Origin of the sequence: Terasakiella sp. 4MB5A (assembly GCF_050058155.1) — a bacterium.
Lineage (GTDB): Bacteria > Pseudomonadota > Alphaproteobacteria > Rhodospirillales > Terasakiellaceae > Terasakiella > Terasakiella halodenitrificans.
Genome location: NZ_CP188815.1, coordinates 2,078,082 through 2,096,891, shown reverse-complemented (window position 1 = coordinate 2,096,891; position 18,810 = coordinate 2,078,082). Strand labels below are relative to the sequence as shown.

General features: G+C 43.9%; 16 protein-coding genes. 4 read left to right on the top strand and 12 right to left on the bottom strand.

Annotated features, from left to right (window positions below):
- Nucleotides 1-152 precede the first annotated feature (152 nt).
- The 4 genes from ACI0FF_RS09595 to ACI0FF_RS09580 all read left to right on the top strand — a co-directional run bounded on the left by ACI0FF_RS09595 (nt 153) and on the right by ACI0FF_RS09580 (nt 4,893).
- Nucleotides 153-1,874: a peptidase domain-containing ABC transporter gene (locus tag ACI0FF_RS09595; protein WP_419796650.1), complete on the top strand. Its 1,722-nt coding sequence runs from the start codon at nt 153-155 to the stop codon at nt 1,872-1,874.
- Nucleotides 1,871-3,160: an HlyD family type I secretion periplasmic adaptor subunit gene (locus tag ACI0FF_RS09590; RefSeq protein ID WP_419796649.1), complete on the top strand. Its 1,290-nt coding sequence runs from the start codon at nt 1,871-1,873 to the stop codon at nt 3,158-3,160. Before ACI0FF_RS09595 ends, ACI0FF_RS09590 begins: the two co-directional genes overlap by 4 nt.
- 113 nt (nt 3,161-3,273) lie before the next feature.
- Nucleotides 3,274-4,071, top strand: a complete 798-nt coding sequence (locus tag ACI0FF_RS09585) for a motility protein A (protein ID WP_419796648.1) — start codon at nt 3,274-3,276, stop codon at nt 4,069-4,071.
- A gap of 24 nt (nt 4,072-4,095) precedes the next feature.
- Nucleotides 4,096-4,893, top strand: coding sequence for an OmpA/MotB family protein (locus ACI0FF_RS09580; protein ID WP_419796647.1), 798 nt, complete (start codon nt 4,096-4,098; stop codon nt 4,891-4,893).
- Nucleotides 4,894-4,980: 87 nt separating this feature from the next.
- Here ACI0FF_RS09580 and ACI0FF_RS09575 read toward each other — a convergent pair whose 3' ends face one another.
- From ACI0FF_RS09575 to ACI0FF_RS09520, 12 genes are all read right to left on the bottom strand, one after another.
- Entirely contained in the window at nt 4,981-5,802 is an 822-nt protein-coding gene (locus ACI0FF_RS09575; RefSeq protein WP_419796646.1) for an MBL fold metallo-hydrolase, read from the bottom strand.
- Between the two features lie 81 nt (nt 5,803-5,883).
- A complete protein-coding gene (locus ACI0FF_RS09570) occupies nt 5,884-6,606 on the bottom strand; it encodes an SAM hydrolase/SAM-dependent halogenase family protein (protein WP_419796645.1) in 723 nt (240 codons plus the stop codon).
- Nucleotides 6,603-7,325, bottom strand: a complete 723-nt coding sequence (locus ACI0FF_RS09565) for a sterol desaturase family protein (protein ID WP_419796644.1) — start codon at nt 7,323-7,325, stop codon at nt 6,603-6,605. The genes ACI0FF_RS09570 and ACI0FF_RS09565 overlap by 4 nt, the downstream gene beginning before the upstream one ends.
- Nucleotides 7,326-7,390: 65 nt before the next feature.
- Nucleotides 7,391-8,248 (bottom strand): DMT family transporter, encoded by an 858-nt coding sequence (locus ACI0FF_RS09560; RefSeq protein ID WP_419796643.1) that lies wholly within the window; start codon nt 8,246-8,248, stop codon nt 7,391-7,393.
- A 46-nt stretch (nt 8,249-8,294) separates the two neighbouring features.
- On the bottom strand, nt 8,295-8,984 hold the full coding sequence (gene phoB, locus ACI0FF_RS09555) for a phosphate regulon transcriptional regulator PhoB (protein WP_419796642.1): 690 nt from the start codon (nt 8,982-8,984) through the stop codon (nt 8,295-8,297).
- 5 nt (nt 8,985-8,989) lie between these two features.
- Nucleotides 8,990-9,700, bottom strand: a complete 711-nt coding sequence (gene phoU, locus ACI0FF_RS09550) for a phosphate signaling complex protein PhoU (protein ID WP_419796641.1) — start codon at nt 9,698-9,700, stop codon at nt 8,990-8,992.
- A 14-nt stretch (nt 9,701-9,714) separates the two neighbouring features.
- Complete coding sequence (pstB, locus tag ACI0FF_RS09545) at nt 9,715-10,575, bottom strand: phosphate ABC transporter ATP-binding protein PstB (RefSeq protein WP_419796640.1); 861 nt, start codon at nt 10,573-10,575, stop codon at nt 9,715-9,717.
- 17 nt (nt 10,576-10,592) lie between these two features.
- Nucleotides 10,593-11,879: a phosphate ABC transporter permease PstA gene (pstA, locus tag ACI0FF_RS09540; protein WP_419796639.1), complete on the bottom strand. Its 1,287-nt coding sequence runs from the start codon at nt 11,877-11,879 to the stop codon at nt 10,593-10,595.
- Entirely contained in the window at nt 11,872-13,254 is a 1,383-nt protein-coding gene (gene pstC / locus ACI0FF_RS09535) for a phosphate ABC transporter permease subunit PstC (protein ID WP_419796638.1), read from the bottom strand. The genes pstA and pstC overlap by 8 nt, the downstream gene beginning before the upstream one ends.
- Nucleotides 13,255-13,339: 85 nt before the next feature.
- Nucleotides 13,340-14,395 carry a PstS family phosphate ABC transporter substrate-binding protein gene (locus tag ACI0FF_RS09530; RefSeq protein ID WP_419796637.1) on the bottom strand — a complete coding sequence of 352 codons (1,056 nt, stop codon included), beginning with the start codon at nt 14,393-14,395 and terminating at the stop codon, nt 13,340-13,342.
- A 140-nt stretch (nt 14,396-14,535) separates the two neighbouring features.
- The gene (locus ACI0FF_RS09525; RefSeq protein ID WP_419796636.1) at nt 14,536-15,630 is read right to left on the bottom strand and encodes an ATP-binding protein; all 1,095 of its coding nucleotides are present in this window, start codon (nt 15,628-15,630) and stop codon (nt 14,536-14,538) included.
- An 87-nt stretch (nt 15,631-15,717) separates the two neighbouring features.
- A complete protein-coding gene (locus tag ACI0FF_RS09520; protein WP_419796635.1) occupies nt 15,718-18,753 on the bottom strand; it encodes an EAL domain-containing protein in 3,036 nt (1,011 codons plus the stop codon).
- Nucleotides 18,754-18,810 lie beyond the last annotated feature (57 nt).

Genomic DNA, 18,810 nt, shown 5'->3' with positions numbered 1-18,810 from the left:
AGATATATACAGTCGTTTTTCAGACAAAATTAAGTTAGTTTCTAGTTTATAAATTAACAGGGTTAATGGAATCGCAAATGCTGCCGCAGAGTTTCAACTGGTTAAAACCCATCATAAAGCCACTTCTGAAGACTTTTCGAGAAGTCATGGGCATGTCATTCTTTATCAACATGTTAGCCTTGGCTGTCCCGGTTTTCGTCTTACAAGTCTATGACCGCGTGGTTTTTAACGGAGGTCTTGAAACCTTAAAAGGCTTACTGATCGGTATTGTCCTTGTCTTAGTATTTGATTATTCATTGCGCCAAGCCCGATCAAAGGTCATGCAGCGCGTTGCCCTCAAAATTGACGTGGATGTTGGCAGGAAACTTTTTAAACAATTTACGCAAGTCCCTTTGCATACATTGGAAAGCAAACCGGCAGCCTATTGGCAAACGATGTTTCGTGATGTGGACACCGTTCGCAACACACTAAGCGGCGGCACGGCAATTCTATTGGTTGACCTTCCCTTTGTTTTTCTTTTCCTCGGTCTTATTCTTGTTCTTGCTCTCCCAATTGCCTGGGTTTTCCTTATTATTTTACCTTTATTCTTGCTGGTTGCCTGGCGTTCAGGAAAAGTGATCGGCAATGCCAGTCAGGAAGAAAAAAAGACGGCACTTAGCCGGGATGACCTCATCGCAGGTGTTATTGCCGGACGGACTACGATCAAAGCCTTGGCAATGGACAAGACGTTAGAAAAAACATGGGAAGACCGCCATGCCGACAATATTGAAAATTCCATTATTCGCGGGGGGAAAGCCGACGCATACACAAACCTGGGCATGACCTTGACATTAATGACGACAATCGCCCTCACCACAGTTGGTGCCATTGCCATCATTAATCAGGAACTGACAATGGGTGCCCTTATTGCGACCAATATGTTATCTGGGCGCTTGCTGGGACCGATGAACCAGTTGGTCGGGTCATGGCGAACCTTTGGCGGTTTCAAACAGTCTGTTGAACGATTAGGAGCGCTTTTTGAACTCCCTGTCGAACGTCAGGAAAGTTCCGTTGAAATGGGTCGCCCTCAGGGCTTGATCACTCTGGATAAAGTTTCATTCGCTTATGGGCAAGATTTGGCACCTGTCGTTGCGGAAGTCAGCTTCACCCTAAAACCCGGTGGTTTAACAGCACTTGTTGGTCGAAACGGCAGTGGTAAAACCACCTTGGTTAAATTAATACAAGGTCTTTACATCCCGCAAAGTGGGCGGGTGCTTCTGGATAAAGCGGATATTAAACAATTTACACGCAGCCAACTCGCAAGCTGGATTGGATATGTCCCACAAGAATGTGCGCTTTTGCATGGCAGTGTGCGTGATAACCTTGCTTTTTCCCGCCCCGAAGCAAGCGATGACGAAATTATTGATGCCTGTAAGGCAACCGGCGTCCACGACACCATTATTGATTTACCCGATGGCTATGCGAGTGATATCGGCGAAGCAGGACGGCGCCTTTCCGGTGGACAACGTCAACGTCTGACCATCTCACGTGCACTTCTTGGTGATCCTCCTGTTCTTTTACTGGATGAACCATCCGGCAGTCTGGACCGTCAAGCCGAAGAAGAATTGCGCGACCTTCTTGTGACACTCGCCAAAGATCATACCATCATTCTTGTCACCCACAGTCCAATCCTGTTGGGGGCATGTGCAAATATGATCGTGATGGATCAGGGACGGATTGCCCTTGCCGGGGCAACCAAAGATGTCTTGCCCAAACTGGCACAAAACACACAGCAGAAAAGAAACACGCCCAATGCGGCACAACCGCCTATCCCTCAATCCAATCCTTCCCCTACTCCCGCAGCTACCGATAAAAAGGGAGAACCGCAACCATGACCCGCCTTGATCAATTAGTGACAGAAAATCCGGTTCAAACGTTTAAACCCGTTGCTTATGGTATCATGTTCGCCCTTGTTGTATTCATTTCATGGGCTGTCTTTACCGAGTTGGAAGAAGTTTCCGTCGCCATCGGTGAAGTCGTTCCTCAAGGAAAGGTCAAAGTCGTTCAACACCTTGAAGGCGGGATTATCACTGATATTTACGTTCAAGAAGGTGATATTGTCAGAACCGGGACTGAACTGGTCCAGCTTGATCTCGGTACAGGTGGGGTTAACAAAGAAGAATTAGAAGTTCGCCTTGATGGATTATTGTTGAACCGTGCCCGCCTCCTTGCCGAAGCAAATGGCAGTGAAGTCGATTTTCCACAAGATATCGTTGCTGCCCGACCGCAAATGGCCGCTGCAGCCAAACAATCTTATCAAGCCCGCCTTCGGGATTTGAACTCTCGCTTAAATGTGCTCAATGACAAGTTACGCCAAAAAGAACTGAGCGTTGACGAGCTGGAAGATAAGCTTGAAAGTGCAAAACGTAACCTCAGACTTGCCCGGCAACGTTTTGCCATGTCTACCGATTTGCTGAAAGACAAGCTGACGTCTAAAATGGATCATCTGAAATTGGAAGCAGAAGCGCAAAAACTGGAAGGTGAAAGAAGCAGCTTATTAAACTCAATCCCCAAAGCGAAAGCGGCGATTAGAGAAGCGCAAAGCACCATAAACGAAGAAAAAACAGCTTTTCAACGTGAAGCGATTGAAGAACTTGGGACCGTCGAACAAAATATCGCACAAACGCGTGAATTATTAAGCAAAGCAACCGATCAAGGCTTACGCGCCCTGATCAGAAGCCCGATTGACGGCGTGGTTAAAAATATGACGTACAATACCATCGGTGGGGTGGTCACAGGTGGTGAGCCGATCATGGAAATTGTTCCCGTTGGTGAAAATTTGGTAATCGAAGCCCGCTTGAAACCCATTGACCGTGGTTATGTAGAAGAAAATCAGGATGCTGTTGTGAAAATCAACACCTATGATTTCATTCGATACGGCAGCCTTGATGGCAAGGTTATCCATGTTGCCCCGGATTCCACAACTTCACCCGAAGGTGAAACATATTTTCGTGTTATCGTTCAAACAGAAAAAACTTATTTAGGCGAAAAAGAAGGCTTGTACGAAATTACACCGGGCATGGAAGCAACCGTTGACATTCATACCGGAACAAAATCTGTTATCGAATATATGGTCAAACCCGTCCTAAAAATGAAACATGAGGCGTTTCGAGAAAGATAAATAACAATTTGTTATGATTCTATTAGGATTTTTACGCCAGAATGAGGTTTAATAGCTTATTCTATTGATAAGTTAAACACGACTAACAAACGAAATAGGGCAGAGGCTAAAAAATGTCGTTTGCAACAATAATCGGGATCCTTGGGGGGATTGGTCTTTTCGTCGGAGCGATTTTGCTCAGTACGGACAATTTCTTGATGTTCCTGGATTTACCAAGTTTCATCATGGTTATCGGTGGTACATTCGCAGCAACTTTTGTTTCTTATGAACCTCGCTATGTAATGCTGGCACTCAAGCTCATCGGTCGACTGGTCTTTGCACCAAAAGTTGCCCGTAATATTTTGACTGCCGAAGTGGGCCGCATCATTAAATGGGGCTACACCGTTCAAAAAAACGGCATTCCCGCTTTGGAGCAAGAGTCAAAAAAAGCCGCTCGCGCTGATAGATTTATCGGATTTGGTATGGACATGGTGATCAGTGGGTATACCGGACAGGAAGTTCGTGAAATTCTGACCAACACAATTGAAACCACTTTCGTTCGAAACACTATTCAGGCAAAAATCCTGCGCGAAATCGCTGCTACCTGCCCGGCTTTCGGTATGATTGGGACCTTGATTGGTCTGATTATTATGCTGGATAACATGGGGGGCGACCCAACCCAGTTGGGTGCTGGTCTCGCAGTTGCATTGTTGACCACACTTTATGGTGTGATCTTTGCCCGTATGATCTTTTTACCCGCTGCGAACAAAATTCAACAACGCGAAGAAATTGTGCGTTTTAGAAATTATCTTGTAGCGGAAGGATTGTGCTTACTCGCTGACAGAAAAAGCCCGCGCTACATTCAAGATCGTATGAACAGCTTCCTTGATCCGGCTATTCATTACAATCTTGATAAGATGATGAGAAAATAACTTCATTGAACTGAGGGAAGCGAAATGGCACCTCCACCACCGCCAAAAGAAGAACCCGCTGATGAATCTTGGCTCGCCACATATGCGGATGCGATTACCCTGCTCATGGCGTTTTTCGTTCTTATGGTTGCCGTTTCCAAAGTTGACCTTGCCCTTTATGAACAAGTTGCCGAAGGGATCAACGAACAGGTTAATAAAAAGGAACGCAAGGCCCCGATTAAGGATTTCAAGGAAGATGCTGCCGAAGTTGTTCAGGAATTAACCGACGGGAAGGTTTTAAAACTCGGCGTTGATGACAGCGGTATTGTACTGGAATTTGACAGTTCAACATTCTTCCTTCCCGGCACTGCGCAAATCGTGGATGCTGCCTACCCGGTTTTGACAGCCGTTGCAGAACTGGTAAATGCACCGCAATACGAAATTTTTAACCTTGATCTGGAAGGCCATACAGATGATGACCCGATCAGCACTGTTCAATTCCCGTCCAACTGGGAACTTGGTGCGGCACGGGCGGCTTCTGTTTTACGGGTTATGAATGAAAACGGAACCAAGATCGAACGTATGCGCGTTTTATCTTATGCTTCTACCCGCCCGAAGGCCCCAAACCGGATGGAAGACGGCACACCGATAGCCGAAAACAAATCAAAAAACCGTCGTGTTGTTATGCGTATTCACCAAAAACCATTTGAATACTCCCCTCCCAAATATGTTCCGGTCACCTCTATTGCCCGTGAAGGCACACAAGTAGAGCCAACAGGCGATCAACCTGCTGCTGCCCCAACAGAAACACCCACGGAAGCCCCGGCAGCACAAAACCAATAAGAGAAATACCGGATTACAAAACCGGATTACAAAAAAAGCCTCTCTCCAATTGGATCAGAGGCTTTTTCTTATGGATTAGAGATTTATCTAAATCTCAACAACCATGCGTTCTTTTGCAACAAAACAGGATGACCATTGCCCTTTGGCCGCTTCTTCAACATCATGCATGATATCATCGGTATGTTCCGGGTCATGATGGAAAATAGCCAACCTCTTCACCTGTGCCGTACGGCATAACCGAATGCCTTCTTGCCAGGTTGAATGCCCCCACCCTATTTTACTTTCGAATATTTCATCACTGTAGGTGCTGTCATAGATAACAAGATCAGTCCCTTTAATCAGGTTTAAAACATTTTGATCGGGCTTGCCGACAACATGTTCCGTATCTGTCACATAACAAATAGATTTTCCATCAAATTCAATACGGTAACCTGTCGCACCGTTCGGGTGGTTGAGAGGTGCTGTCACAATTTTAATTTGATCGTTCAACATAAAACTATCGCCAGCACGAAAATCTTCAAATGTCAAATTCGCCTGCATAACTTCCAAAGGAACAGGAAATGTTGGATTTGCCATCTGGCTGGCGAGGACCTGGCGAATACCACCGACATCCATTAAATGTCCGGCCATCACATGAAAGCTATTACCCGGTACATATGCCGGTGCAAAAAAAGGAAAACCGTTAATATGATCCCAATGCGTATGGGTTAAAAGAAGATGCGCTTCCTTAACGCCGGATTTAAGAAATTCTTGTCCCAAACTACGAATGCCAGTACCTGCATCCAGAATAAAACGATAATCCCCCGCACATACTTCAATGCAGCTTGTATTGCCGCCATATTCAATATGTTCAGGTGAAGGACAAGCGATTGACCCACGTACGCCCCAAAATTTGACTGCGAAAGACATCGTTCTCTAGCTCAATTTATTTCAACATTTAAATGATAAAGGGAAAATATTTAAACAAAAGTGAAATATTCTCATTCTTACTTAGTTTCTCTTTATCTGACTTCCAAGCATCAAACCAAAAAAATGTGCCGCATTTCCTTGATTTACAGCGATTTCAACAAAGCCTGATGAATTAAAATACCAAAAAGCATGCCCGACTTCTGTGTCACAGAACACATCTGCATATTTTAACGCCGATGTTCCTATCATTAAAGCTTCATCTGTGGTTATGTCATCATGACGTATATCGGTCCAACAATTACCATAAACATCAATATAGATAACTTCTCTCACCTGTATTTCAGGCAAAGTTACAAGTTCGTCAATCTTCAAAGTGGATTTATCAAAATCTATATTCTGTGCCAGCATGGCGGCAATTGGCGCAAAAAGATCACGACCATGAAAAGACTTTGAAAGAGTTTCTCCCCGCCAAAGGATTTCAAAAGCCTGCACATTCTGGCTAGACTGAATGATATAATGAAACAGGCCATTGTCAGGACCAACAAGCCAACGTCCATCACATTGCAGGCAAATCGGTTTGCGCTGCCCGCCAACCCCAGGATCAACAACACATAAATAGACCGCCTGTTTCGGCATATTTTCAAGAAGGCCTGCAAGCAATTTTGCCCCATACGAGATTTGAAAAGGCGGGACATCGATCATCAAATCAACGATCTGTTCGCAAGGCGCATATTCCAGCAAACGAGCCTTCATTTGCCCCATATAGGGACCTGTTATGCCAAAATCCGTAAAGGTAACAATCATGGTTCTTTTTTACAAAAAGGTTGAATAATCATTTTTTCCAAACGCAATTGGCTGGGATCACGAAAATATTCCAGCCCGATTTGCATAGTTTCATGTCCGCCTTGGGGTTGTGGGGTATATGTTCGGCAAAGGCGGTCCCATAAACTGATATTGAAACCGTAATTGCTGTTTGTCTCAGACGGTATGGAAGAATGATGAACCCGGTGAAAATCAGGTGTCACGATAAACAATCGTAAAACCGCATCCAGTTTTAACGGCAATTTGAAATTGGCATGATTAAACATCGCCATTGCATTTAGGGTCACTTCAAAAATAATCACCGATAAGGGGTCTATCGCAAAGATCAAAATAAGCGCCATTTTAAATAACAAGGACAATACGATTTCAATGGGATGAAACCGGATACCTGTTGTTACATCATAATCAAGGTCACCATGATGCAAACGATGCAAACGCCATAAAATCGGAATTTTATGCATCGCAACATGTTGTAAGTAAATGCAGAAATCCAGAAGAAGCACACCAACAACAACGGGAAGAACAGGTTCAAACAGAATTGGGTTTTCCTGTGCGTAAAACGCGACACTTACCGGAACCCAAGGCAATAAGAGACGAGCACAAATGGCCCCGATAGCCAGAATTGCAAAATTGGAGAACCAGCGTTTTTGTCGAGGGAAAGACCGTTTTCTGCGTGGACGTATCGCTTCTAAAACCGCCATAAGACAAAACAGTCCCACAAAAGCAGAAAGTCGTATTACCCCTTCATTCTCCAAAATAAACTGCATTATGTCTTATGCCTTCTTATTTGCCTGAACTGAATAATGGCAACACCTGCAATCGTCATCAGACCGCCTAGTAGCTTATATATAGTAAAGCTTTCCCCTAAAAGAACCACACCTGCCCCCACACCGATGACCGGTGCAATCAAGGTAAAAGGAACGACCTGATTTACATCCAAACGATCAATGAGGCGATACCACAGATGATAAGCAAAAATAGAGGATCCAATGATCGTATAAGAGAGCAACATCCATGCTGTATTTGAGGCCTCTTTAATAGCTAAAATTTGATTTTCTTCCCAAAACCAGGACATAATGCCAAGAACAGGCATGGCAAACAAACTCATCCATCCCATAATCGCCAACGGTGGGATGCCTTTCAGTTTTTTAATAAGAATATTCGCCCATGCCCAGCAGAAGGCACAGGCAATAACAGACACCACGCTTAGGACCGTTCCACCTTGTGGTTCCCCTGCCAGAAAAGCAGCCCCGACAAAGGCCATTGTCAGACCTTTTATGCGTTTAGGGCCGAGTTTATCCTTAAAAAAGATTGCCGCTAAAATACAACTGAAGGGAACACCCAATTGCAATAACAACGCGACTGTCGCGGCATCTGCCCCGCGAAAACCAACAAAAAACAAACCAAAATGCCCCACGCCAAGAACAAGGGCGACAGGGACAACTTGTTTTAATTGAACGAAAGACAGTCTGAAAAACGGCAATAATAAAACTGCTGTTATGCCAAATCGTATTATGGTTAGGGTTAAAGGTGGAATTTCCCCTACCGTAACCTTGATGGCGGCAAAATTAAACCCCCAGATAATTACGACGCATAACGCCTGCAATGTATCACGGAGGTTCATTTTTTATATCCTTAGCCTGCAAATAAGACGCAGACTATGGCACGATTTAAACCGTTGAGTCTAATGAATAACCTGCCGCTCGAACGGTCCGAATAAAATCTGGACGCTCATTAATGCTCAGTGCTTTACGAAGGCGTCGGATATGAACGTCAACGGTACGAACTTCCACATGAATGTCACGTCCCCAGACTTTATCTAACAATTGTTCGCGTGAAAAAACACGACCTGGGCGTTCCATCAAAACACGTAACAAACGATATTCTGTAGGTCCAAGGTGAACAGGCGTTTCATCGCGCAGCACTTTATGTTCTGTCAGATCCATTGAGATATCTTCATAGCTCAGTTTGTCTTGCGCTAAAGCCGGACTCGCACGACGTAAAACAGCTTTTGCACGGGCAATTAATTCGTTAGGAGAAAATGGTTTTACGATATAATCATCTGCCCCACTATCCAAACCACGAATACGGTCACTTTCTTCACCACGTGCAGTCAACATGATGATTGGCAAAGACTTTGTGCTTTTGCGTTCACGTAAACGGCGACAAACTTCAATGCCGCTTAATCCCGGCAGCATCCAATCCAAAATCACCAGATCGGGTTCTTCTTCCTCAACCAATAACATGGCTTCTTCGCCATCACCGACACAAAGGGCACGAAAGCCTTCTTTTTCGATATTATAACGGACCAACTCAGCCAATGGCGGTTCGTCTTCAACGATTAAAACTAGTGGTTCCATCGTTTTTATCCTTCAAGACCTGTAAAGCTGGTTTCATCATCCTTGCGACGTTCGTCTTCTGGATGCGTTCCCGTAACAAGGAAATAAACATTTTCAGCAATATTTGTTGCATGATCACCCGCACGTTCAACATTTTTGGCAATAAACAACAAGTGTGTGCAAGACGTAATATTGCGCGGATCTTCCATCATATAGGTCAGAAGCTCCCGAAACAGGCTGGTATGTAATTGATCGACCACTTCGTCTTGTTGGCGGATGTCCAATGCTTTGCGTTCATCCCGTTCCAGATAAGCATCCAGAACATTATGCACCATAGACTGAACCAACGAGGCCATACGAGCAATTGTATGAACCGCACCAATTGGCGTACCACTGGATAATGTAATGGTCCGTTTTGCAATATTTTTAGACAAATCACCGATACGTTCCAGATCGGAAGATGTTTTTAAGGCAGAAATCACCGCACGCAGGTCATCCGCAACAGGTTGACGTAAAGCTAAAATGCGGGTTGCCTCAATATTGATTTCGGTTTCCAGTTCATCCACTTTTACATCATTATGAATGACATCTGCAGCCAAGGCTGTATCACGTTTTACCAATGCCTCGGAAGCCTGACCAAGAAGAGATTCCGCCATACCGCCCATGCGGGCAATCGCGTTGTCCAGTTTGGTTAATTCGCTGTCGTAGGATTTTACAGTATGTTCTACGTTGTTCATTTTTTACACTCGCCTTAACCAAAACGCCCTGTGATATAGCCCTTAGTGCGCTCATCTACCGGTGAAGTGAAGATTTTTTCAGTTTCACCATACTCCACCAAATTACCAAGATGGAAAAACGCTGTTTGTTGTGATACCCGTGCGGCTTGTTGCATCGAATGTGTCACGATTACAATGGTATAAGAACCACGTAATTCATCAATCAATTCTTCGATTTTTGCCGTTGCAATCGGATCAAGCGCTGAACAGGGTTCGTCCATCAACAGGATTTCAGGATCAACCGCAATGGCGCGTGCAATACACAAACGTTGCTGTTGTCCACCGGATAACCCTGTTCCTGGTTCTAACAAACGATCTTTGACTTCTTTCAACAAGCCGACTTTTTCAAGACTGATTTCAACAATCTCGTCCAGTTCGTTTTTATCGGTTGCCAAGCCGTGAAGACGTGGGCCGTAGGCAACGTTATCATAAATTGATTTGGGGAACGGATTCGGTTTCTGAAAAACCATGCCGATTTTGGCCCGTAACAAAACAGTATCCACCTGTTTTGAAAGGATATCTACATCATCCACCATAATTTGCCCCGTAACGGAACAACCATCAATCGTATCATTCATACGGTTTAAGCAACGCAAAAACGTTGACTTACCACAACCTGACGGGCCAATGAAGGATGTGACCTTACCCTTTGGCATATCAAGGTTAATACCGAACAAGGCTTCTTTTTCGCCGTACTTGACGCGAACGTCTTTGGCTGAGATTTTGACTTCGTCTTGCGACAGTTTCACGGAATTGACACCTTTCGAGACATTTCCATTGCTGATATTGAGTTCCTTCTCAATATCAACTGCATTATCTTTTGTCATTGGTTTCATAGCTTTCATTTCCATTTTTACCAACGTCGTTCCAACTTTTTACGCAAGAGGACGGCCAAAGCATTCATTGTAATCAAGAACCCCAAGAGGACCATGATTGCGGCGGAAGTTTTTTCAACAAAGGCTCGTTCAGGGCTATCTGCCCACAAATAAACCTGTACAGGTAAGACAGTTGCGGGATCAAACGGTGTGCTTGGTACATCGGCGATAAAGGCAACCATGCCAATCATCAGCAAGGGGGCGGTTTCACCCAAGGCCTGCGCCATACCGATAATCGTACCCGTCAGAATACCCGGCAGCGCCAATGGCAACTGATGGTGGAAGACCGCTTGCATTTTCGAAGCCCCGACCCCAATCGCCGCTTCCATAATAGACGGTGGGATGGATTTAAGGGCTGCACGTGCCGCGATAATGATGGTCGGCAGGGTCATCAGGGCCAGAACCATACCACCTGCCACAGGGGCAGAACGTGGCATACCAAACAGGTTCAAGAAAATCGCAAGCCCCAACAAACCAAATACAATCGATGGAACAGCCGCCAGATTGTTGATATTGACCTCAACAAGATAGGTAAACTTGTTTTTCGGTGCAAATTCTTCAAGGTAAATCGCTGCCATAACCCCCAATGGGAAAGACAAGGCCAACGTGACCAGCATAGTCAAGGCAGACCCGACAAGTGCACCTTGGATACCGGCTTGTTCCGGTTCGCGGGAATCACCTGCGGTAAAGAAATTGGTATTGAAACGTTTTTCAACACGATTTTCTTTTTCCAGAGTTTCTACCCATGCAATTTCATCATTGGTGATCGGGCGTGTACTTTCGGGCTGTGTGCGATCAAAAACGCCTTTGATCAGCATATCAACCTCATCAGAAGCCATCACCCAAACAGTTTGGGTTGTCCCAATAATCGCAGGATCAGCCAAAACCATATCACGAAGATCAAAGCCGGCACTTGAACTGATCAAGCCATATAATTTGCGTTTTTCACGGCGGTTGTTTACATCCGGGAATTTGGTTTTCAATGCCGTTTTCACCAAGGCATTATAATTTGAAAACCTCAGCTTCGCAGGGTCGCGGGATCCATCTGGGTCGATAACAGCTTCATCCATAGCGATATCAAGCTGAATATAACTTTGCTTAAACCCTGTGTAACCATTGGAAATAATACTGCTAAACAACATCAGAACGCACAGAAAAGCAAATGCGAGAGCGCCGACACCAAACATTTTGAAACGTTTTTCTGCCGCCCGACGTTTTTTCAAACGAGCATGGGCCTTTTGCATAGATTCTTTTAACTCAGTCATATTTTTCTCGGTATTTTGCAACAACGCGAAGCGCGATGACATTCAAACAGAGGGTGACGCAGAACAGGACCAAACCAAGAGCGAAAGCCGCTAAAGTCTTGGGGCTGTCAAATTCCTGGTCACCAACAAGAAGGGTAACCATCTGCACCGTCGCAGTCGTAACAGCCTGTAGCGGGTTGGCCGTTAAATTTGCCGATAACCCAGCAGCCATCACCACAATCATTGTTTCCCCGATTGCGCGTGAAATCGCCAACATGATACCGCCGACAATCCCCGGCAAAGCAGCAGGAAGGATCACTTGTAAAACCGTTTCTGATTTTGTCCCGCCCAACGCGTAGGACCCATCCCGCAATGCCTGAGGAACAGCACGAATAACATCATCGGATAAAGAGGACACAAACGGGATAATCATAATACCCATAACAAGGCCGGCGGCCAAAGCGCTTTCCGAAGCAACTTCAAGTCCCCAGCCTTCACCAATATTGCGGATCGTCGGAGCGACAGCGAGTGCAGCAAAAAAGCCATACACAACCGTCGGAATGCCCGCTAAAATTTCCAAGATTGGCTTGCCAAGTCCACGTACTTTCGGCGTTGCATATTCAGACATATAAATTGCAGATAACAACCCCACCGGAACTGCCACGCACATTGCAATAAAGGAAATCAGCATCGTGCCTGCAAAAATCGGAACAGCACCAAAGGACCCTTCGCTTGCTACTTGATCTTTGCGCATGGCAATTTGCGGGCTCCATTCCAATCCGAACAAAAACTCGTTTAACGGAACTTTGCCAAAGAAACGAATGGCTTCAAATAACAAGGAGGACACAATCCCGATTGTCGTCAAAATAGCAACAATCGAACTGGCCAACAGTAAAATGCGAATGGCTTTTTCAACCTGATCACGCGCTTTTAATTTTTCACCAATGTTTTTATTGCCAATCACCAAACCAACAATAGCAAAGGCCAAAACCGCAACACCCAGGCAGGCGATACCGATCTTTTTCAGTTCAAGGTAATGGTCTGCAGCGGCAATCATTTCCGGTGTAGCAGATTTAACATTGGTGCCATTGGCAGCGATAAATTTGATATCGCTAAGAATACGGGCGACCATCGCGCTTGATGTCTCGTCATTGATAGCTGCGACATTATGAAGCACCAGACTATTAATGATCTGCGGTTCAAAAATAAACCAAAGAATAAATAAAAATAATGTAGGGAGGCCGCACCATAAAGAGACGTAATATCCGTAATGGCGGGGCAGAGAGTGCAACTGACGGATATTCCCCCCAACGGAAGAAACCGCACGGGCACGCCCCATATAGAAGCCGATTAAAGCCAGAAGCAGAACGGTAAATGTGAAAATCGTGGTTTGCATATCTCAGCGATCACAATCAATTAAAGTGAATAGAAAAAGGAAAGGCGACGTTCAAACACCGCCGCCTTTCACAAGGAACGGTAGATTAGCTGCCTGCACCCAGTGCTTGAACAGCGGCTTTGTATTTCGCACGCTCTTCAGTCGGCATCGGGATCAGACCTTTATCAGTCAGGTAACCTTCATCACCCCAAGCTTTATCGTTGGTGAATTCAGCCAGATATTCAAGAATGCCTGGTACAGAACCGATGTGTGCGTTCTTAACGTAGAAGAACAACGGACGTGAAACCGGATAAGAACCATCAGCGATCGCTTCAAACAGCGGCTCTTTACCATCAATCAAAGAACCCTGAACAGTGTCGGAGTTTTGATCAAGGAAGGAGAAACCAAATACACCGAAAGCATTCGGATTTGCATTCAATTTCTGGATAATCAGGTTATCATTTTCACCGGCATCAATATAGGCACCATCTTCACGAACTGAATGACAAATAGCTTTATATTTCTTTTTGTCTTTCGCGATCCCCATCTTTTCATCGCCTTTTTTCAAAGCTTTGATTTGGGGGAATTGCTTACAACCACCTTCGAGGGCCAGTTCTGCGAAAGCATCACGTGTACCGGAGGTCGGCGGCGGGCCAAGAACTTCAATTTTCACGTCCGGTAAAGACGGGTCAACATCAGACCATTTCTGGTTCGGGTTCGGGACCAGCTTGCCTTCCGCATTCGGAACATCCTTGGCCAAAGCCAAGAAGATCTGCTTGCGGTTAATTTCCATGCGTTTACCTTTTTTGGAGTTCGCCATAACGATACCGTCATAACCAACTTTAACTTCGGTAATTTTTTCAACACCGTTTTTCGCGCAACGTTCGATTTCGGACTTTTTCACAGCGCGGGACGCATTTGTGATATCCGGGTGTTCTTCACCAATACCGGCGCAGAACAGTTTGAAACCACCGCCAGAACCAGTGGACTCGATAACAGGTGTTTTGAAACTTGTTGTTTTACCGAATGTTTCAGCAACAGATGTTGCAAACGGATAAACAGTAGAAGAACCAACGATACGGATTTGATCGCGTGCTTCAGCAGCGCCAGCGGCAACAACAGAAGCTAAAGCTGCGACAGCAAGAGTCTTCTTAAGTGACATAAGGAATTCTCCAAACAAAGTAAGTGAACTGAAATTCAGTTTGTAAACGCGTTTTCGTTTACATCAGTGACCCCACAGTATTTTCACTTGGATACGATTTTATTACGTTAGTATTACGCTTTTGTGACACCGCCAAAATTTCAGACTTTTTGTGGCAATATAACTGTAAAGGTGGATCCAATTCCGATCTTACTTTCAACATTCAAGCGGCCACGATGGCGTACAATGATATGTTTCACAATCGCGAGTCCCAATCCAGTTCCGCCTAAAGTACGCGAACGCGCCTTATCAATACGATAAAAACGTTCAGTCAAACGTGGGAGATGTTCCTCTTCGATGCCCTCTCCCTGATCTTTGATTTTCACAGTAATAGCCGGAACGGCTCTATCCGGCATTCGATCCAGAAAATTACAGGTAATTTCAACAGGTGTACCGGATCGACCATATTTAATCGCATTATCAATCAAATTCTGAAAAACTTGCGTAATCTGATCAGAATCTCCGGCGACCCAATATGCACGATCCACCGCATTTAAAATGAGTGGCATATTGCGTGCCTCTGCCTTAAGGCTAAGAATATCCACAATATTTTGTAATATCAGTGTTAGATTGACAGCCTCATCAGGAACCACGTGTTCTTGTATCTGCACACGTGACAAAGACAGCAAATCATCGATTAATCGCGCCATTCGATTGGCTTCTTGAATCATAATGTCTAAAAAGCGTACGCGAGCCTCTTTATCATCTTGTGCCGGCCCCTGTAAGGTTTCGATAAACCCTAACAAGGCAGACAAGGGCGAACGCAACTCGTGGCTGACATTGGCGACAAAATCGGAATGCATTTCTTCCGTGCGCTTTTCTAAAGTCGTATCGCGCACAGTAATCGTCACACCGTCGCCATCACCAATTAAAGCAACACGCAAACTTAAATGACGTTCCACAGGTGCAGGGAATTTAGCATCCCCTACCCATGTCTTTTTATCATTAAAAACATGTTCGACGGCCTCCACCACATGAGGTTGACGTAAACATTGCACAATATTACGCCCGACCAAAACACGACCAAATAAGTCCATTGCAGCTTTGTTGACATATTTAACAACACGCTCACTATCTAAAACAATAATTGGCTCTGCAAGCGAGGCTAAAATAGCTGCTGTTTCATCAACGCGCTTTTTTTCTTCAATTTCAGGTAGCCGAACCTGTACAATCGGCTTTTTTTTACGAAAAAGCACAATATCCTCTTGTGAAAAATGGACGAAAACAAACGAATTCGCCATAATATATGTAATTCTTATTACACTTTTGTGACGCAAAGTGCTTTATTCTTCAAATTCCTCAATCATTCGGTGCCATACAAGGGGGACCTCCCCACCTGCACAAGGTTTTGCATATAGAAAACCTTGAACCACATTACAGTTTACAGATCGCAAGAAATCAACCTGTTCTTGTGTTTCGACCCCTTCTGCCACTACGTTTATTTCCAGTTTTTGTGCCATTGATACAATCGCAGAAACAATCGCGGCATCATCATTATCAACACTTAAATCCCGAATAAACGTTCTATCAATTTTTAAAGTATCTACGGGAAAACGTTTCAAATAACTGAGTGAGGAATACCCGGTTCCAAAATCATCAATTGAAATTTTAAGTCCCATTTCTTTAATATCATGCAAAATGCGAATTGCCTCTTCGACATCATCCATAACCATATTTTCCGTCACTTCTACCTCAAGAGACATCGGATCTATGCGGTTATCTTCAATGGCTTCTTTGATATCGTTCAGCAAGTTGGCATCCCTAAACTGTTGTGCTGACAGGTTTACGGCAACACTTCCAAATTCAACCCCCATATCCTGCCACATCCTGATTTGAATACAGACTTGATTAAGAATGGATTTCCCTAACCTTCCGATTAAGCCATGTTCTTCAGCCACTGGAATAAACTTAACAGGCGAAATGGGTTTTCCTCTTTCGTCATTCCAACGGGCTAAAGCTTCCAAACCTATTGGCTTCCCAAGTTGCGTATCGACTTTTAATTGATAGTGAGGATGAATAAGCTTTCGATTGAGGGCAACGCGTAATTTATTTGCTAAAGATAATTGCGATTGCGCTTTCTCATTCATCTCAGCATTGAAGAATTGGTAATTGTTACGCCCTTTCTCTTTTGCATGATACATGGCAACATCGGCATGGCGTAATAAATCTACACTATTTTCGCCATCGGTCGGATAGATTGCGATGCCGACACTTGCTGAAACAAACAGTTCGTGTCCTTCAAAGAAATATGGGGCTCCCAATGATTTCACGATACGAGAAGCGATCATTTCCACGGCTTCAATCGAAGAAATATCTGTCAAAATTACAGTAAACTCATCCCCCGATAACCGCGCAACCGTATCAATTTCACGTACACTATATAACAAACGTTTGGAAACTTCTTTCAGGAGTAAATCACCAACGCGATGTCCTAAACTGTCATTGATCTGTTTAAAACGATCGAGATCAACGAACAAAACGGCAAGATGGGCTTTTTCACGACGTGAGCGCGCAAGTGCTGTGTGCAATCGATCTTGGAATAAAATACGGTTCGGCAGGCCTGTTAAGTGATCAAAATGGGCCAGTTGCTCCAATTTTTCTTCATCTGCTTTTTTATCTGTAATATCGGAAAAAACCGCAACGTAATGTGTTAATTTCCCCTTTTCATTACGACAGGCATTAATAGATAACCATTTAGGAAACTCTTCGCCATTTTTGCGTCGATCCCAAATTTCACCCCGCCAAAAACCGTTGTTATTTAGTTTACGCCACATATCATTATAAAATTTCTCAGAATGGCGCCCAGATTTCATAAGGCGCGGGTTTTGTCCTATAACTTCCTCGCGGCTAAACCCGGTAATCTCGCTAAAAGCAGTATTAACATCAATAATTTCTGCATTATGATCAGTAATAATAATCCCTTCGGCTGTATTATCGAAGACCGTAGATGATAAACGTAAATTACCTTCGGCAACACGACGTTCAGTAACATCCTGTCCCATACAAATCACACCGGATACATTGTCTTGCGTATCTCTGACAGGAGTAACGCTCCAAACAATATAGTAGGTACGATCATTTATCTTTGAGATTGTTTCAAGCGCCGATGTTGTTTTACCTATAAGGGCATCTTGGCAGGCCGTGCGTGCTTCGCTATTTGGATAACATTTAAAAAAATCATCGATATTTTTTATCTGCCCGACAGATTGTAAATCAAAAATACGTTGCATCGCATTATTTACAACGCGTATTGAACCATCTTTATCCCAAGAAATGATAGGAGAGTTTCCAGCTTCAAATATATCGGTGATATATTTAGACTGTTCAGATAATTCTCCAACCATCTCTTCAATAACTTTACCGACACTATTAAATTCATAAATAGTACCCGGCTTATAGTGAATATCTTGCCGCCCCATTCGCACACCTGCCGCATAATCCAAAAGTTTGCGGAGTGAGTGATGTGTCCAAAAATGTAAAAAATAAGTTCCGCACACGCAGATAAGTAACGAAAAAAACAAACCTAATAAAATGGTTTGCTTAAAGCTTTCCTGCCAGTTCTGGCTTCCTTGCGTTCTTGCAATCGTTACTAGATATAGACTATTTTTCCCATCCTCCAATCGCAAAGGTAGAATATCACCGCTAAAGAATTCTCCCAATTTTGCGAATACTGGACTTTTATTTTTCAAAACCAAATTTGCGGTTTCTTCAACCCCTTCTTCCATGGACACGGATGATACAAGAACCTTGTCCTTCAAAACAATAGAGTGTCCATATGCATGGCTGGCTGAACGCAGTCCATGCGCCAGAACAAAATTATTTTTGAGATATATACCACCTTTTATCAGGCTGTTTAGCTTTTTACCGTTTTCATTTTCTGTAAAAACATGAGTTTGAATAACAAGGGCAGGTCCCTTTGGTGTTTGTTCAATTTCCCAATGTTCATTTTTAAATAAAAGAGTTTGCGCCTCTTCTGAAGGCGAACCTAATTTTTCAATTAAGACAGGTACTTCACCTTGTTCTAATTCATATATTAGAGCATAATCAAGGACACTGTTTTTAAAAATATTTCGTGAATAATTCAATGTGGTCCCATCATTGGGAACAGAACCAATCGTTACCAAGGATTGCCATGCTTCTTTCAATCTGAAATTTAAATATTGCTGTGCAATTTCATGTGTCCGGGCAAGTTGTTCAATCTGTTCAAACTGCAAAGCTTCCTTGGCATTTTTATAGGAAACCTGTAACAGCAAAACGCTCACCCCAAAAAGAGCGCTAAAAAATAAAAACAAAACAACCGGAGTAAACCGGAAAATCATTGTGTTCCCCTTTTATCAAACAGATTGATAAGCTACACTACTTCCCCAAAGAATAAT

Coding starts and splice junctions, on each gene's coding strand:
- ACI0FF_RS09595 (WP_419796650.1), top strand. CDS start 153: ATGTCATTCTTTATCAACATGTTAGCCTTGGCTGTCCCGGTTTTCGTC.
- ACI0FF_RS09590 (WP_419796649.1), top strand. CDS start 1,871: ATGACCCGCCTTGATCAATTAGTGACAGAAAATCCGGTTCAAACGTTT.
- ACI0FF_RS09585 (WP_419796648.1), top strand. CDS start 3,274: ATGTCGTTTGCAACAATAATCGGGATCCTTGGGGGGATTGGTCTTTTC.
- ACI0FF_RS09580 (WP_419796647.1), top strand. CDS start 4,096: ATGGCACCTCCACCACCGCCAAAAGAAGAACCCGCTGATGAATCTTGG.
- ACI0FF_RS09575 (WP_419796646.1), bottom strand. CDS start 5,802: ATGTCTTTCGCAGTCAAATTTTGGGGCGTACGTGGGTCAATCGCTTGT.
- ACI0FF_RS09570 (WP_419796645.1), bottom strand. CDS start 6,606: ATGATTGTTACCTTTACGGATTTTGGCATAACAGGTCCCTATATGGGG.
- ACI0FF_RS09565 (WP_419796644.1), bottom strand. CDS start 7,325: ATGGCGGTTTTAGAAGCGATACGTCCACGCAGAAAACGGTCTTTCCCT.
- ACI0FF_RS09560 (WP_419796643.1), bottom strand. CDS start 8,248: ATGAACCTCCGTGATACATTGCAGGCGTTATGCGTCGTAATTATCTGG.
- phoB (WP_419796642.1), bottom strand. CDS start 8,984: ATGGAACCACTAGTTTTAATCGTTGAAGACGAACCGCCATTGGCTGAG.
- phoU (WP_419796641.1), bottom strand. CDS start 9,700: ATGAACAACGTAGAACATACTGTAAAATCCTACGACAGCGAATTAACC.
- pstB (WP_419796640.1), bottom strand. CDS start 10,575: ATGAAACCAATGACAAAAGATAATGCAGTTGATATTGAGAAGGAACTC.
- pstA (WP_419796639.1), bottom strand. CDS start 11,879: ATGACTGAGTTAAAAGAATCTATGCAAAAGGCCCATGCTCGTTTGAAA.
- pstC (WP_419796638.1), bottom strand. CDS start 13,254: ATGCAAACCACGATTTTCACATTTACCGTTCTGCTTCTGGCTTTAATC.
- ACI0FF_RS09530 (WP_419796637.1), bottom strand. CDS start 14,395: ATGTCACTTAAGAAGACTCTTGCTGTCGCAGCTTTAGCTTCTGTTGTT.
- ACI0FF_RS09520 (WP_419796635.1), bottom strand. CDS start 18,753: ATGATTTTCCGGTTTACTCCGGTTGTTTTGTTTTTATTTTTTAGCGCT.